Raw genomic sequence first — 14283 nt, forward strand, 5'->3', positions numbered from 1 at the left:
ACGCCGGTAACCCGACGCCCGCTTGCCCCGAGCTAACTCGCTGATTTCGGCTTCAGATCTTCATCAAACTCCAGCCGTTTTCTGTTGGGTTCCGCTTCGGTCAGCGGTTGCACTTCAGAAAGCGTGTGCTGACAGCGTTCCACCAGTACCTGATATTCACGGGTGCCCTGCTTCTTCCACGTCAGTTCCTGCTCGGTTAGGGTGCGAATCGCTTTTGCCGGACTACCGACAATCAGATGGTTGGCGGGCATCTCAGCCCGGGCTTTTACAAACGCCGACGCACCGACAATACTGTTTTCACCAATGGTCGCCCCATCGATAATCACCGCGCTCATACCGACCAGCGCATTACGGCCAATTACGCAACCGTGCAGAATGGCACCGTGGCCGATATGCCCGTCTTCTTCCACCACCGTGTCCTGGCCCGGGAAACCGTGCATTACGCAGTTATCTTGAATATTCGCGCCATCTTTCACCACGATACGACCAAAATCGCCGCGCAGGCTAGCGTTAGGACCCACGTAAACCCCTTTGCCGAGGATCACATCGCCAATCAGTACGGCGGTTGGATGAACATAGCTTTCGTTAGGTACGACGGGGATCATTCCGTCCATCTGGTAAATCGGCATGGCTTCTCCTGTTACGCCTCGGCTAATCCACCAAAGCGTTGATAATAGAGCGGCCCCGGCGCGGGCAGTTCGCCCACTGAACTTTCGCCTTTTTCACTGACAAAAGCCTGAGCACCGGGCGCGACGCGTTGATAGATATTGATACACAGCTGGCGTGCGGTCTGACCCAGCCAGTGGGCGGGCAGCAGTTCCTCTGGTAACAGCGGATCTTTCAGTACCACCCGACGATAGAAATGGATCAGCAGCAGACGGATCTGGAAGCAGCGTTCCGGCGTCAGCTCATCCGCCTCGGCGTCACGCAGTAGCGGCAACAGCGGGCGGAACAATGTGATAAACGCCTCGTACATGGCGTTCTGTTCGGTCAACTGCCAGCACTCTTCCACACGCTCACGCAGCGCAGCGCGAGAAATGGCCAGCGGTGAATGTGCTTCAAATACAATCACATTTTCCGCCACGCCCGCTTCGTGTAGTAGCGACTGCACATCCGCCAGCTTTTGCGACGGCGAGGCCAGCAGGCTTGGCGCAAGGACGCCGAACCCCTGCCAAATCAGCTGCTTTTTGACTTCATTAAGGGTATTTTTTTCTAGCCCTTCAGAAAGTAACAACAGCCAGGTGCCGTCCCATTCCGGGGCACTGGCGCGATAAATTTTGCTTTCGGCGCGTCGTGTCAGGCGCAGGCCTTTATCACTCAGGCGGTAGAAGCTGCGCCGGCCAATGCGCACCACGTCCAGCCACTCTTCTTTATTAAGGCGAAACAGCGCGGTGCGCACAAAGCGTTCACCAAAGCCGAGTCCTTCAAGCAATGCCGCCACGCTGCCGAGCCACACTTCGCCGCCGCGCTGGGATAAGCAGTCACCGTATAACGAAGCGATAAGCGAGGTGCCGCTAATGGGCATCGCGGTCACCGCCTGCTGAATAAAGCTGTCGAGTTTGTCCATATGATTCATTCTGTTGTTATTTATATCCTTTTTGAATCATAGCACAGGAATAATTCCGCGAAACGGCGGGAATTGGTAGGCCGGATAAGGCAACGCCGCCATCCGGCAATCTGTGCGCTTTCGCCTGATGGCGCTGCGCGTATCAGGCCTACGGGTCTTAACCGTTTGCTGCGACTTTACGCAAATCAAACACCCGGCACGCTTTGCCTTCGGAGCGTGGAATGCTGCCGCAGTTAACGATGCTGACGTCGGTAGAAATTCCAACCATCGACTTAATACGGTGACGCAGATGGTGGCAAATCTGGCAGCGCTGCTCATGGTCCAGCGCCAGACCGCTCTCTTTTAGCTCCACGCGCACGGAAAGTGAATCAAGATGCCCGCGACGATCCACTTCCAGCTGATAATGCGGCGCCAGATGCTCAATCTTGAGGATCTCTTCTTCCAGCTGCGACGGGAAGACGTTAACGCCGCGAATAATCAGCATGTCATCGCTGCGCCCGCTGATGCGATCCATCCGGCGCATGGTGCGGGCGGTGCCCGGCAGCAGGCGCGTCAGGTCGCGGGTGCGGTAGCGGATCACCGGCAACGCTTCTTTGGTCAGGGTGGTGAACAGTAATTCGCCATGCTCACCGTCGGCCAGCGGCGTGCCGTCTTCCGGGTTGACCACTTCCGGGAAGAAATGGTCTTCCCAGATAGTCGGGCCATCGCCGGTTTCAATGCACTCCATCGCCACGCCCGGCCCCATCACTTCGGACAGGCCGTAAATATCCAGCGCGGTAATGCCGAGGCGACGTTCAATTTCGGCGCGCATTCCCGCCGTCCACGGCTCGGCACCAAACACGCCGGTACGCAGCGAGCAGCCGCGCGCGTCGCCGCCCATCTGGCGTTCGAGTTCTTCAATCAGGTTCAGGCAGTAAGACGGCGTCACCATGATCATGTCAGGCTTGAAATCACGAATCAGCTGCGCCTGTTTCTCAGTTTGTCCGCCGGACATCGGGATCACCGTGGCCCCTAAACGTTCCGCGCCGTAATGCGCGCCCAGGCCGCCGGTAAACAGGCCATAGCCGTAGGCGACGTGGATTTTGTCTTTCGCCGTGCCGCCCGCCGCACGCAGAGAGCGCGCAACAATATTGGCCCAGGTGTCGATGTCGTTTTGCGTATAGCCGACGACGGTCGGTTTGCCGGTGGTGCCAGACGACGCATGGATACGCACTACCTGCTCCATCGGCACCGCGAAGGTGTCGAACGGATAGTTATCACGCAGGTCCTGTTTGGTGGTGCAGGGAAACTTGCTTAGGTCACTCAGCTCACGGAAATCATCCGGATGAACCCCCGCCGCATCGAACTTACGGCGATACATCGGCACATTTTCATAGGCGTGTTTTAACGTCCACTTCAGACGTTCGGTTTGCAGAGCCTGTAATTCGTCACGCGATGCAGTTTCAATCGGATCTAATGTTGTTGTAGTTGTCATTTTGTAGGGTATCCGCAGGTCAATTAGCTCACACTCGCTCGAGGATCAGGGCAATGCCCTGGCCCACGCCAATACACATCGTACACAGCGCATAGCGTCCATTGCGTCGTTCCAGTTCCAGCGTTGCAGCCAGCGCTAAGCGCACGCCGCTCATTCCTAACGGGTGGCCTAAGGCGATGGCGCCACCGTTGGGATTCACGTGTTCAGAGTCATCTGCCAGACCGAGCTGGCGCATCACGCCTAACGCCTGAGCGGCAAACGCTTCGTTCAGCTCAATCACATCCATATCGTTAATATTCAGCCCGGCACGCTCCAGCACTTTACGCACCGCGGGTACCGGCCCCAGCCCCATAAACTTCGGCTCGACGCCTGCCGTTGCCATCGCCACGATGCGCGCTCGCGGCGTCAGCCCCTGCGCCTTGGCCTGTTCTGCGCTGGCAATAATCATCGCCGCCGCGCCGTCGTTCACGCCGGAGGCGTTCCCGGCGGTGATCACGCCGCCTTTGCGAAACGGGGTTTTCAGTTGAGAAAGCTGTTCGAGGGTGGTTTCCGCACGCGGATGTTCATCATCGCGCACCGCGCTGACCGCCCCTTTCTTGCCGATAATCTGCACCGGCACAATTTCCTGCGCCAGAATACCGTCGCGCTGAGCTTTGGCGGTACGCTGCTGGCTGCGATAAGCAAAGGCGTCCTGGTCTTCGCGGCTTATATTTAACAATTCAGCTACATTCTCCGCCGTTTCCGGCATGCTGTCAGTTCCAAATTGTTGCTGCATGAGCGGGTTCACAAAACGCCAGCCGATGGTGGTGTCGAACATCTCCGCCTGACGCTGAAACGGTGCGGTGGCTTTGCCCATCACAAACGGCGCACGGGACATAGACTCCACGCCACCGGCAATCAGCAGATCCGCATCACCGGCTTTAATCGCCCGAGCGGCAAAGCCAATTGCGTCCAGACCGGAACCGCACAGGCGGTTGATGGTGGTACCGGCAACGCTGTGCGGAAAGCCCGCCAGCAGCGTCGCCATATGCGCCACGTTGCGGTTATCTTCCCCCGCCTGATTGGCGCAGCCGAAAATCACATCGTCGATGGCGCTGGCGTCAAGCGCAGGGTTACGGCTTAGCAGTTCCCGCAGCGGAATGGCCGCCAGATCGTCGGCGCGCACACCGGCCAGCGCACCGCCGTAGCGACCAATCGGGGTACGAATGCCGTCACAAATAAACGCGTCACGCATTAGACTTCTCCTGTAATAGTGCCGCCGATGCGGTGCGATTTGCCGCGAAACAGGGCCACGATTTTTTGCTGCTGGTTGATAATTTCAATGTCATAGACGCCGGTCAGCTTGCCTTGCTGCTTGACCCGCGCGGTGGCGGTCAGCAGCTCACCAACAAAGGCCGGGCGCAGGAAATCGATGCTGGCGGCAGACGCCACCGCCGCCAGCCCCTGACTGTTGCAGGCGTAGGCGAATGCGGTATCAGCGAGCGAAAACAGCTGTCCGCCGTGGCAGGTTTGATGGCCGTTCAACATATTCGGTGACACCGCCATGGTCATCTGCGCATAGCCTTCGTCCATTTCGATAATCTTGATACCCAGCGTTTTGGCACAGGTATCGTTCTCGTACATGGCGCGAGCGTTGCGCCAGACTTCATTACTCATGACGCATCTCCAGTAGCGCTTTTTCGCGCAGCAGCGCACTCGGGCGATAGCGTTCTTCGCCATAGTGCTGTTGTAGGTTTTCCAGCAGGCGCAGGACGCGCCCCCAGCCCAGCGTTTCGCCCCAGGCAATCGGGCCGCGCGGGTAGTTGACGCCCAACCGCATAGCGGTATCGATATCCTCGGCGCTGGCGACGCCTTTTTGCACCGCATCCAGCGCTTCGTTCGCCAGCATCGCCACCGTGCGCCACACCAGAAGCCCGGGGTAGTCGGCAATGCGCAGCACTTTTTTGCCCTGCTGCTGGAAGAAATAAACCGCTTTATCGGTGGCGGCTTGAGAATTGGTGGCAGCACTCGCCAGCACCACCGTGCCGCCCGCCGCGTAGTCGTACACCACCACCGGGCGATTATGCTGGACGCTTAAGGCCAGCGCGGTTTCACCCGTGGTTTCCAGCAGCAGCACATCGTCCAATTCAGTGACAACGTCACGCTTAATGTTTTTTGCGCCGCATTGCGCTGGCACCGCAGCCAGCGCCAGTTCCGGCGGAGCTTCAACAGGCCAGCGATAGACGCCGTGACCGCTTTTCTTGCCCAGACGCCCGGCGATAGCCAGCTCCTGTTGCAGCAGCGACGGTAGAAAACGTCGGTCCTGCCAGAAAGCGTTAAATACCGAACAGGTCACCGCAAAATTCACGTCCTGGCCGATAAGATCGGTCAGCGCCAGCGGCCCCATCGGGAACCCGCCGCCGTCACGTAATGCGGCGTCAATCACTTCCGGCGTCGCCACCTGCTCTTCCAGCGCCCGCCAGGCTTCGGCATAAAACGGACGCGCCACGCGGTTGACGATAAAGCCCGGCGTTGAACGGCAGCGCACCGGCTGTTTACCCCAGGCGCTTACGCACTGGCACAGTTGCTCAACCACTTCGGCTGAGGTCGCCAGACCGCTGACCACTTCGACCAGCTTCATCACCGGTGCCGGGTTAAAGAAATGCAGACCCGCTACGCGCTCGGGGTGTTTAATGCCAGCGGCAATGGCGGTAATGGAAATCGACGAGGTATTGCTGGTCAGCAGCGTCGACGGAGAGCAGAGCTCCGCCAACTGGCTGAACAGCGTCTGTTTGATCTCCAGACGCTCGGACGCGGCTTCGATCACCAGTTGCGCATCCGCAAGTTGATTCAGTTCAGTTGCCGGCGTAATGCGAGCCAGCAGCATCTGCGCTTGCTCGGCGCTGATTTTCCCGCGACTGATGCGGGAATCCAGACGCTGGGCGATTCCGTCGATAGCGCAGGTAATCGCGTCGGCGGAAATGTCATACAGCAGCACCGAATGTCCGGCGCTGGCGGCGACTTCAACGATGCCTGCGCCCATGGTACCGCCGCCAATCACGGCGACGGTGTGGAGTGTTTGCGTCATGGCTTATTTCCCGCTGAACTGTGGAGGACGTTTGCCAAGGAAGGCGCTGACGCCCTCGCGGTAGTCGTCGCTGCGCCCGGCAAGGCGCTGGAAATCGCGCTCGACGTCAAGCTGGTCATCCAGGGTATTGGTTTCCGCCAGCTGCAACGCTTTCTTGATAAGCCCTAAGCCGTAGGTGGGCTGGGAAGCCAGATGGCGCGCCAGCGTCAGGCTGGTGTCTTTCAGTTCTGCGTCATCAACCAGTTGCCAGATCATGCCCCACTGCGCGGCCTGTTCGGCGCTTAAGCTGTCACCCAGCAGCATCAGCCCCATGGCGCGGGCGCGGGTGGTGACGCGCGGCAACACCCAGCTACCGCCGCAGTCCGGTACCAGACCGAGCTTGCTGAAAGCCATTACAAATTTGGCGGAGCGCGCCGCCAGCACGATATCGCAGCCCAGCGCCAGCGTGGCACCGGCACCTGCCGCCACGCCGTTTACCGCGCAAATCACCGGCTTGGGCAGCGCGGCTAAGCGGCGCACCAGCGGATTGTAAAAACGCTCCACCGACATGCCTAAATCCGGTGCGGGGCCACTCGGGTCAACGTTACGATCGTTCAGATCTTGTCCGGCGCAAAAACCGCGTCCGGCACCGGTGACCAGCAGGCAGCGAATGGTCTCGTCGCGCTCGGCCTGTTTCAGGCATTCGGACAACTGCTGGTGCATGGCGTCGTTAAAGCTGTTGAGTCGGTCCGGGCGGTTCAGGGTGATGGTCATCACGCCCTGGTCGATATCGCTAAGAATGAATGCGTCCACGGTTAACGTCCTTTGAAGGCTGGGGTGCGTTTTTCTAAAAAGGCAGCGATGCCTTCGCGACGGTCTTCGGTGGCGCTGAGCAGCGTAAACAGCTGACGCTCCTGGGTTAGCCCGGCCTGCAAGCCCACTTCCTGTGCCAGACGTAACGACTGTTTGGCGGCACGCAGCGCCAGCGGTGAGTGACGGGCAATCGTCGTCGCCAGTTTCAGCGCGTATTCGTCAGAAAGGTTGGCTGGGTGGATATCGCTGACCAGCCCCGCCTGCTGTGCCCGCTGGGCATCAATGCTTTCACCGCTCAGCACCATGCGGCTGGCCAGCGCTTTCCCGACGCTGCGAATCAGGCGCTGGGTGCCGCCTGCCCCCGGCATGGTGCCGAGGGTGATTTCCGGCAGACCAAAGCGTGCGTTATCCCCGGCAATCACCAGGTCACACAGCAGCGCCAGCTCGCAGCCCGCGCCCAGCGCGTAGCCGTTGACTACCGCAATCAGCGGTTTGTTAAAGGCATCGATACGCGCCCATAAGCGCGGGCGAATATCATCAAAGGTGGCGGGCAGGTCTTTTTCCGCCATTTCGTTGAGATCGGCACCGGCGGCAAAGTAGCGCGGGTTGCCGCTTATCACACAGACGCTAACGCTTGAGTCTGCTGCCGCGCCTTCAAGCGCTTCGGCAAGCTGGGTCAGCAGCGCGTTATTCAGCGCATTACGCGCCTGCGGACGGTTCATCGTCAGCTGTAAAACGCGGTCGTGACGGGTTAGCAGCAGTTCGCTCATGCCATCCCCCGCGCGTCAAAGTCGACTATCACGTCGCCGCTGGTCGGCAGCGCCTGACAGCTCAGCACATAACCCGCCGCCAGTTCATCGGCTTCGAGGCTGTAGTTGGCGGCCATTGCTACTTCACCGCGCACCACTTTGCATTTGCAGGTGGCGCAGACGCCACCTTTGCAGGCAAACGGCAGGTCGGCACCCTGTCGCAGCGCGGCATCAAGAATGCTGTCGTCTTCCGCTGAAAGGGAAATCAGACGTTCGCGACCGTCCTGACGCAGGGTAACCGTACGTCCTTCAGCCTGTACGCCGGTGGCGCGTTTAACGCTGGTACCCGGCGTATTGAAACGCTCCAGGTGAATCGCTTTTTCCGGCATTCCCAGCGCACGCAGCGTGGTTTCAGCGTCGTCCATCATCGCCGACGGGCCGCAGATAAAGGCATCGTCAAAGCGGCTGAAATCGAGCAGATGCTCAGACAGCGCGCGCAGTTTGTCGCCGTCGATACGCCCCTGTAGCAGGTCGCTGTCCATCGACTCCTGGCTGAACAGATGAATCACTTGTAAACGCTGCGGATAGCGGTCTTTCAGATCGGCCAGCGCCTGGCGGAACATCATGCTGTGGCTGCTGCGGTTGCCATAGATCAGGGTGAAGCGGCTGTCGTTTTCCATCGCTAGGGTGGCTTCGATAATCGCCATCATCGGCGTGATCCCGGAACCGGCGGCGATCGCCAGATAGTCCGCGCGGCGTTCGGCCTGTGGCTGGTAGCCAAAGTGGCCCTGCGGCACCATCACCTCAAATTCCATGCCCTGCTGGATATCGCTCTGGGCGAAGCGTGAAAAACGGCCACCGTCGATGGCTTTCACCGCCACGCTGATTTCTGCCGGTGAGCGACTGCGACAAATGGAGTAGCAGCGACGCAACTCTTCACCACCAAGACGAGTTTTCAGCGTCAGATGCTGGCCCGGACGGAAGGCGTAGGCGCTGCGTAGCGCGTCGGGAATGGCAAAGGTGATGGTCACCGCATCGCGGGTTTCCGGCTCAACATTTGCCACGGTAAGCGAATGAAATGTTGTCATCGCGACCTCAAATACATTTAAAGTAATCAAAGGGTTCACGGCAGCTTTCGCAGCGATACAGCGCTTTGCAGGCCGTGGAACCGAATTCGCTAATCAGCGAGCTGTGGGTGCTGCCGCAGCGTGGACAGAGCACATCCTTCGGCATCTCGTCGGCGTGACAGGCGTGGGCCTGCGGTGGGCTGATACCGTACTGACGCAGGCGTTCGCGGGCGTCCGGGCTCATCCAGTCGGTGGTCCACGGTGGGTCAAGCTGCAACACAATGTGTACCGGGGTGTAGCCGTGCTCGGTCATCACCGCGCGAATTTCACCTAACAGATGTTCGGTTGCCGGGCAGCCGGAATAGGTTGGCGTGAAGCCAATCACCCAGCCGTCGCCGTGACGATCTACACTGCGGACCATACCGAGGTCGGTAATGGTCAGCACCGGCACTTCCGGGTCGGGGATGGCGCTTAGCAATCCCCAAACGGTATGCACCTCAGCGGGCGCGATGGCGGCAAGACGTTGCATAGCGACCTCCGTTTACCACTGCTGACCGGGGTAAGCACGCTGCAGGTACTGCATCTCGGCCAGCATCGGCCCCAGATGTTCACTGTGCAGCCCCTGTTTGCCGCCGCTGCGAAACGCCGCTTCTTGCGGGATCTGCAAACCGGAATCAAGCAGCGCGGTGTGCACCGTCGCCTGCCACTCAGCCTGTAGTTCACGCGGATCGACGGCGATCCCCTGCTCAACTAAGGCGATCTCCAGCTCATCGGCCAGGAACAGCTCGCCGGTGAAACGCCACAGGCTATCAACCGCCTGCTGCATCAGGTTTGCCGAGTGTTCGGTGCCGTTACCCAGACGTTCCAGCCAGCCGCGGCTAAAGCGCTGGTGATAGCGCACTTCTTTCAGCCCTTTGGCGGCGATGGCGGCAAGCTGCGCGTCGCGGCTGTTCACCAGGCGGCTGAACAGCGCCACGTGCCAGACATCGATAAAGAACTGGCGGGCGAGGGTGTCGGCAAAGTTGCCGTTAGGCTGTTCGAGCAGCAGCAGATTGCGGAATTGACGTTCATCGCGACCAAAGGCCAGCGTGTCTTCGTCGCCGCTGCCGTTAAGCTCGGCGGCATAGCTGAGAAAATTGCGCGCCTGACCGAGCAGATCGAGGGCGATATTAGTCAGCGCCAGATCGATCTCCAGCTCCGGCGCATGACCGCACCATTGGCCTAAACGCTGGGCCAGCACCAGGCCGTTATCGCCGAGGCGCAGGGCATAAGTTGCAACGGGATTGGGGTTATTCATCGTTGCCTCACATATGTTCCATGCCGTCCGGCACGGTGTAGAACGTCGGATGGCGGTAGACTTTGCTCTCAGAGGGGTCGAAAAACGCGCCGCGTTCTTCCGGCTGCGAGGCAACGATTTCGCTCGCCTTCACCACCCAAATCGAACAGCCTTCGCTGCGGCGGGTATAGGCATCGCGCGCGTTTTCCAGCGCCATCTGGTCATCTGCGGCGTGCAGGCTGCCGACGTGGCGGTGAGACAAACCTTGTTTGCTGCGGACAAACACTTCGTATAACGGCCAGTATGTTTTGCTCATTTTTATTCTCCTTAGGCGGCGTCGCGGGTCTGCTGTTTTTCGGCATGCACCAGCGCGGCTTCGCGCACCCATGCCCCCTCTTCCCAGGCCTTGCGTTTTGCGCCCAGACGCTCGTGGTTACAGATGCCACGCCCGTTGATGACTTCGTTAAGTTCCTGCCAGTCGATCTCGCCGTAGCGGTAATGACCGGTGGCTTCATCAAGCTGCAGGTCGGTGTCCGGTACGGTCATGCCGAGGATTTCCACCTGCGGGACGGTGTTGTCGACAAAGCGCTGACGCAGTTCGTCGTTGGAGTGCAGTTTGATTTTCCACGCCATGCTGCGGGCGCTGTTCGGCGAGTTGTCGTCGCTGGGGCCGAACATCATCAGCGCTGGCCACCAGAAGCGGTTGATGGCGTCCTGCAACATCTGACGCTGTTCTTCGCTCCCTGCCGCCAGCGCCATGCAGGCTTCAAAGCCCTGACGCTGGTGGAAGCTCTCTTCTTTGCAGATTTTGACCATCGCCCTGGCATACGGACCGTAGGAGGTGCGACACAAAGCCACCTGATTGACGATCGCCGCGCCATCAACCAGCCAGCCGATGACGCCGATATCGGCCCAGGTCAGGGTTGGATAGTTAAAAATAGAGGAGTACTTCATCTGCCCGTCGAGCATCTTCTGATACAGATCTTCACGGGCGCAGCCGAGGGTTTCGGCGGCGCTGTAGAGGTACAGGCCATGTCCGGCTTCATCCTGCACTTTCGCCAGCAGAATCGCTTTGCGGCGAAGCGTTGGGGCGCGAGTTACCCAGTTACCTTCCGGTAGCATGCCAACAATTTCCGAATGCGCATGCTGACCAATCTGGCGAATCAGCGTTTTGCGGTAGGCATCCGGCATCCAGTCCTGTGGTTCGATGGCGGTATCCTGCGCGATGCGCTGGTCAAAGCTATGTTCTTCTGTCACGTCATCACCTTATGATTCCGATAAATTCAATAAATTAATTTTTGCGAATCACTTTGTTTTATAAAAGTTACATCTTAGTTAAATAAAACCACAAATTTTGTTTATGCATTTTGTGATGAATACCGCAAAGGGTTTTAGTAATCCGTTTATAAACAGGCTTGTATCACTATCAGGGATAGTGTCCTCGATCGCATTGTTAACAAATTATTAAAATCAGGCTTGCATTTTATGATTCAGAAAAGAACTATTTATAGCGAGATTATGTAACACATCTGGAGAATAACCATGCAGCAGTTAGCCAGCTATTTATCCGGTGCCTGGCAGACCGGCCGGGGCCGCACCCGCACCATTCATCACGCCATCAGCGGCGAAGCGCTGTGGGAAGTCACAAGCGTTGGGCTGGATATGGCGCAGGCGCGCCGCTTCGCCATCGAGCACGGCGGTAAAGCGTTACAGGCGATGACCTTTATTGAACGCAGCGCAATGTTAAAAGCGGTGGCGAAACATCTACTGGATCTGAAAGCTGATTTCTATGCCATCTCCGCCGAGACCGGCGCGACGCGTGCGGATAGCTGGGTGGATATTGAAGGCGGTATCGGCACCCTCTTCACCTATGCCGGACTGGGCAGCCGTGAACTGCCGGACGATACCCTGTGGCCGGAAGATGAGCTGATCCCGCTGTCCAAACAGGGCGGCTTTGCCGCGCGTCACGTGCTGACCTCCAAATCCGGCGTGGCGGTGCATATCAACGCCTTTAACTTCCCGTGCTGGGGCATGTTAGAAAAGCTGGCCCCAACCTGGCTTGCCGGGATGCCCGCGATCATCAAACCCGCCACCGCCACCGCGCAGCTAACCCGGGCGATGGTCAAAGCGATTGTCGACAGTGGGCTGGTGCCGGACGGCGCGATTAGCCTGATTTGCGGCGGCGCGGGCGACCTGCTCGACCAGCTTGATCATCAGGACGTGGTGACCTTTACCGGCTCGGCAAAAACCGGGCAACAGCTGCGCGTGCATCCGAATCTGGTGGCGAAGTCTGTCCCCTTCACCATGGAAGCGGACTCGCTGAACTGCTGCGTGCTGGGTGACGATGTGACGCCGGAACAGCCAGAATTTGCGCTGTTTATCCGTGAAGTGGTGCGTGAGATGACCACCAAAGCCGGGCAAAAATGTACCGCTATTCGCCGGATTATCGTGCCGCAGGCGCAGGTGAAAGCGGTGAGCGAAGCGCTGATTGCGCGTCTGCAAAAAGTGGTGGTCGGCGACCCGGCGCAGGAAGGCGTGAAGATGGGCGCGCTGGTCAACGGCGAGCAGCGTCAGGACGTACAGGATAACGTCAACCGTCTGGTGGAAGCCGGATGTGAAGTGCTGCTGGGTGGCAAAGCCGATCTTAATGCTGCCGGGGCATTCTTCCCACCAACGCTGCTGTTCTGCGCACAGCCAGATGAGATGTCGGCGGTACACGCCATTGAAGCGTTTGGCCCGGTGGCGACGCTGATGCCGTATCAGAATAGCGAGCACGCGATGGCGCTGGCTCGCGCCGGTGAAGGTAGCCTGGCAGGAACGTTAGTGACGGCAGATGGCGCACTGGCGCGTGCGTTTATTCTCGGTGCTGCCCGCGCCCACGGGCGAATTCAGGTGCTGAACGAAGAATCTTCCGTCGAATCTACCGGCCACGGTTCCCCGCTGCCGCAGCTGGTACACGGCGGCCCGGGACGCGCGGGTGGCGGCGAAGAACTCGGCGGCCTGCGGGCGGTAAAACACTACATGCAGCGCACCGCGATTCAGGGCAGCCCGACGATGCTCGCCGCCATCGGCCAGCAGTGGGTGCGTGGCGCGCAGGTGGCAGAAGACCGCATCCACCCGTTCCGCAAATATTTTGAAGAGATCCAGCCCGGTGACAGCCTGCTGACCCCGCGCCGCACGCTGACCGAAGCGGATATCGTCAACTTTGCCTGCCTGAGCGGCGATCACTTCTACGCCCATATGGACAAAATTGCCGCCGCGGAGTCGATTTTTGGCGAGCGTGTGGTACACGGTTACTTCCTGATATCCGCCGCCGCGGGGCTGTTTGTTGACGCGGGCGTCGGGCCGGTTATCGCCAACTACGGCATGGAAAACCTGCGTTTTATCGAGCCGGTAAAACCGGGTGATACCATCCAGGTGCGCCTGACCTGCAAACGTAAAACGGTGAAACGGCAGCGCAGCGCTGAAGAGAAGGCCACAGGCGTAGTGGAATGGTCAGTGGAGATTTTCAATCAGCATCAGCAGGCGGTGGCGCTGTACTCGATCCTGACGCTGGTCGCGCGTCAGCAGGGGGATTTTCCGGCGTGAACAAACCCGATGGTGCGTTCCAGTCGCACCATCGGGCATTTAACGATTTACTGCTTCGCGCCTTCTACCGCTTCGCGAGCCAGTTTGGTAATGCGATCGTAGTCACCCGCTTCCAGCGCATCCGCCGGTACCAGCCAGGAGCCGCCGATACACAGTACGCTTTTCAGCGCCAGATAGTCACGGTAGTTGGCCGGAGAAATACCGCCGGTTGGGCAGAAACGCACCTGGGAGAACGGACCCGCAATCGCCTGCAGCGCTTTTGTCCCACCGTTCGCTTCAGCCGGGAAGAATTTGAATTCTTTCAAGCCGTAATCCATGCCCAGCATCAGTTCAGAAACGGTGCTGATGCCTGGGATCAGAGGAATCGTCCCTTCGGTTGCCGCTTTCAGCAGAGGCTCGGTCAGTCCTGGGCTAATAGCAAACTGCGCACCAGCTTCCGTCACTTCCGCGAGCTGCTGCGGGTTCAGTACGGTACCTGCACCGACGATCGCATCCGGCACTTCTTTGGCGATAGCACGAATGGCGTCCATCGCACATGCGGTACGTAAGGTCACTTCCAGAACACGAACCCCCCCTGCAACCAGCGCTTTTGCCATCGGCACCGCGTGTTCCAGTTTATTCACCACGATAACCGGTACAACCGGGCCAGTGGTCAGGATTGCTTCTGCACTTGTCTTCCAGTTTTTCATCAGAGTTTCTTCTC

Annotated in this window: 15 protein-coding genes; 1 reads left to right on the plus strand and 14 read right to left on the minus strand. The window is 59.0% G+C overall.

Features of this window, described 5'->3' with window-relative positions; all coding sequences use genetic code 11:
* Nucleotides 1-32 precede the first annotated feature (32 nt).
* The 13 genes from paaY to paaA all read right to left on the minus strand — a co-directional run bounded on the left by paaY (nt 33) and on the right by paaA (nt 11249).
* The gene (gene paaY, locus QNN86_RS07775) at nt 33-629 is read right to left on the minus strand and encodes a phenylacetic acid degradation protein PaaY (RefSeq protein ID WP_117341948.1); all 597 of its coding nucleotides are present in this window, start codon (nt 627-629) and stop codon (nt 33-35) included.
* A gap of 11 nt (nt 630-640) precedes the next feature.
* Nucleotides 641-1567 (minus strand): phenylacetic acid degradation operon negative regulatory protein PaaX, encoded by a 927-nt coding sequence (paaX, locus tag QNN86_RS07780; RefSeq protein ID WP_181505925.1) that lies wholly within the window; start codon nt 1565-1567, stop codon nt 641-643.
* Nucleotides 1568-1724: 157 nt separating this feature from the next.
* Nucleotides 1725-3041, minus strand: coding sequence for a phenylacetate--CoA ligase PaaK (gene paaK / locus QNN86_RS07785; protein ID WP_115258751.1), 1317 nt, complete (start codon nt 3039-3041; stop codon nt 1725-1727).
* A 28-nt stretch (nt 3042-3069) separates the two neighbouring features.
* The gene (pcaF, locus tag QNN86_RS07790) at nt 3070-4275 is read right to left on the minus strand and encodes a 3-oxoadipyl-CoA thiolase (RefSeq protein WP_414210884.1); all 1206 of its coding nucleotides are present in this window, start codon (nt 4273-4275) and stop codon (nt 3070-3072) included.
* Nucleotides 4275-4697, minus strand: coding sequence for a hydroxyphenylacetyl-CoA thioesterase PaaI (gene paaI / locus QNN86_RS07795; RefSeq protein ID WP_414210885.1), 423 nt, complete (start codon nt 4695-4697; stop codon nt 4275-4277). The genes pcaF and paaI overlap by 1 nt, the downstream gene beginning before the upstream one ends.
* Nucleotides 4690-6108 carry a 3-hydroxyacyl-CoA dehydrogenase gene (locus QNN86_RS07800; RefSeq protein WP_414210887.1) on the minus strand — a complete coding sequence of 473 codons (1419 nt, stop codon included), beginning with the start codon at nt 6106-6108 and terminating at the stop codon, nt 4690-4692. Before QNN86_RS07800 ends, paaI begins: the two co-directional genes overlap by 8 nt.
* Before the next feature lie 3 nt (nt 6109-6111).
* Nucleotides 6112-6900 (minus strand): 2-(1,2-epoxy-1,2-dihydrophenyl)acetyl-CoA isomerase PaaG, encoded by a 789-nt coding sequence (paaG, locus tag QNN86_RS07805; protein ID WP_414210889.1) that lies wholly within the window; start codon nt 6898-6900, stop codon nt 6112-6114.
* A 2-nt stretch (nt 6901-6902) separates the two neighbouring features.
* Entirely contained in the window at nt 6903-7670 is a 768-nt protein-coding gene (gene paaF / locus QNN86_RS07810; protein ID WP_414210890.1) for a 2,3-dehydroadipyl-CoA hydratase PaaF, read from the minus strand.
* Nucleotides 7667-8737: a 1,2-phenylacetyl-CoA epoxidase subunit PaaE gene (gene paaE / locus QNN86_RS07815; RefSeq protein WP_414210891.1), complete on the minus strand. Its 1071-nt coding sequence runs from the start codon at nt 8735-8737 to the stop codon at nt 7667-7669. The genes paaF and paaE overlap by 4 nt, the downstream gene beginning before the upstream one ends.
* A gap of 7 nt (nt 8738-8744) precedes the next feature.
* A complete protein-coding gene (gene paaD / locus QNN86_RS07820; protein WP_181482416.1) occupies nt 8745-9245 on the minus strand; it encodes a 1,2-phenylacetyl-CoA epoxidase subunit PaaD in 501 nt (166 codons plus the stop codon).
* A gap of 12 nt (nt 9246-9257) precedes the next feature.
* Complete coding sequence (gene paaC, locus QNN86_RS07825; RefSeq protein WP_414210892.1) at nt 9258-10013, minus strand: 1,2-phenylacetyl-CoA epoxidase subunit PaaC; 756 nt, start codon at nt 10011-10013, stop codon at nt 9258-9260.
* A 7-nt stretch (nt 10014-10020) separates the two neighbouring features.
* Nucleotides 10021-10308 carry a 1,2-phenylacetyl-CoA epoxidase subunit PaaB gene (gene paaB / locus QNN86_RS07830; RefSeq protein WP_117341938.1) on the minus strand — a complete coding sequence of 96 codons (288 nt, stop codon included), beginning with the start codon at nt 10306-10308 and terminating at the stop codon, nt 10021-10023.
* A gap of 11 nt (nt 10309-10319) precedes the next feature.
* Entirely contained in the window at nt 10320-11249 is a 930-nt protein-coding gene (paaA, locus tag QNN86_RS07835; RefSeq protein ID WP_414210893.1) for a 1,2-phenylacetyl-CoA epoxidase subunit PaaA, read from the minus strand.
* Nucleotides 11250-11534: 285 nt separating this feature from the next.
* On the opposite strand from paaA, the gene paaZ reads away from it, so the two are divergent.
* Nucleotides 11535-13580 (plus strand): phenylacetic acid degradation bifunctional protein PaaZ, encoded by a 2046-nt coding sequence (gene paaZ, locus QNN86_RS07840; RefSeq protein ID WP_414210894.1) that lies wholly within the window; start codon nt 11535-11537, stop codon nt 13578-13580.
* Between the two features lie 47 nt (nt 13581-13627).
* Here paaZ and kdgA read toward each other — a convergent pair whose 3' ends face one another.
* Nucleotides 13628-14269 carry a bifunctional 4-hydroxy-2-oxoglutarate aldolase/2-dehydro-3-deoxy-phosphogluconate aldolase gene (kdgA, locus tag QNN86_RS07845; protein WP_003034901.1) on the minus strand — a complete coding sequence of 214 codons (642 nt, stop codon included), beginning with the start codon at nt 14267-14269 and terminating at the stop codon, nt 13628-13630.
* Between the last annotated feature and the right edge of the window lie 14 nt (nt 14270-14283).

The organism is Citrobacter sp. C348 (genome assembly GCF_047467975.1).
GTDB classification, from domain to species: domain Bacteria; phylum Pseudomonadota; class Gammaproteobacteria; order Enterobacterales; family Enterobacteriaceae; genus Citrobacter; species Citrobacter gillenii.

Bases quoted from the DNA above. Each gene is read 5' to 3' on its own strand.
- paaY (WP_117341948.1), bottom strand. From the start codon at position 629: ATGCCGATTTACCAGATGGACGGAATGATCCCCGTCGTACCTAACGAA.
- paaX (WP_181505925.1), bottom strand. From the start codon at position 1,567: ATGGACAAACTCGACAGCTTTATTCAGCAGGCGGTGACCGCGATGCCC.
- paaK (WP_115258751.1), bottom strand. From the start codon at position 3,041: ATGACAACTACAACAACATTAGATCCGATTGAAACTGCATCGCGTGAC.
- pcaF (WP_414210884.1), bottom strand. From the start codon at position 4,275: ATGCGTGACGCGTTTATTTGTGACGGCATTCGTACCCCGATTGGTCGC.
- paaI (WP_414210885.1), bottom strand. From the start codon at position 4,697: ATGAGTAATGAAGTCTGGCGCAACGCTCGCGCCATGTACGAGAACGAT.
- QNN86_RS07800 (WP_414210887.1), bottom strand. From the start codon at position 6,108: ATGACGCAAACACTCCACACCGTCGCCGTGATTGGCGGCGGTACCATG.
- paaF (WP_414210890.1), bottom strand. From the start codon at position 7,670: ATGAGCGAACTGCTGCTAACCCGTCACGACCGCGTTTTACAGCTGACG.
- paaE (WP_414210891.1), bottom strand. From the start codon at position 8,737: ATGACAACATTTCATTCGCTTACCGTGGCAAATGTTGAGCCGGAAACC.
- paaD (WP_181482416.1), bottom strand. From the start codon at position 9,245: ATGCAACGTCTTGCCGCCATCGCGCCCGCTGAGGTGCATACCGTTTGG.
- paaC (WP_414210892.1), bottom strand. From the start codon at position 10,013: ATGAATAACCCCAATCCCGTTGCAACTTATGCCCTGCGCCTCGGCGAT.
- paaB (WP_117341938.1), bottom strand. From the start codon at position 10,308: ATGAGCAAAACATACTGGCCGTTATACGAAGTGTTTGTCCGCAGCAAA.
- paaZ (WP_414210894.1), top strand. From the start codon at position 11,535: ATGCAGCAGTTAGCCAGCTATTTATCCGGTGCCTGGCAGACCGGCCGG.
- kdgA (WP_003034901.1), bottom strand. From the start codon at position 14,269: ATGAAAAACTGGAAGACAAGTGCAGAAGCAATCCTGACCACTGGCCCG.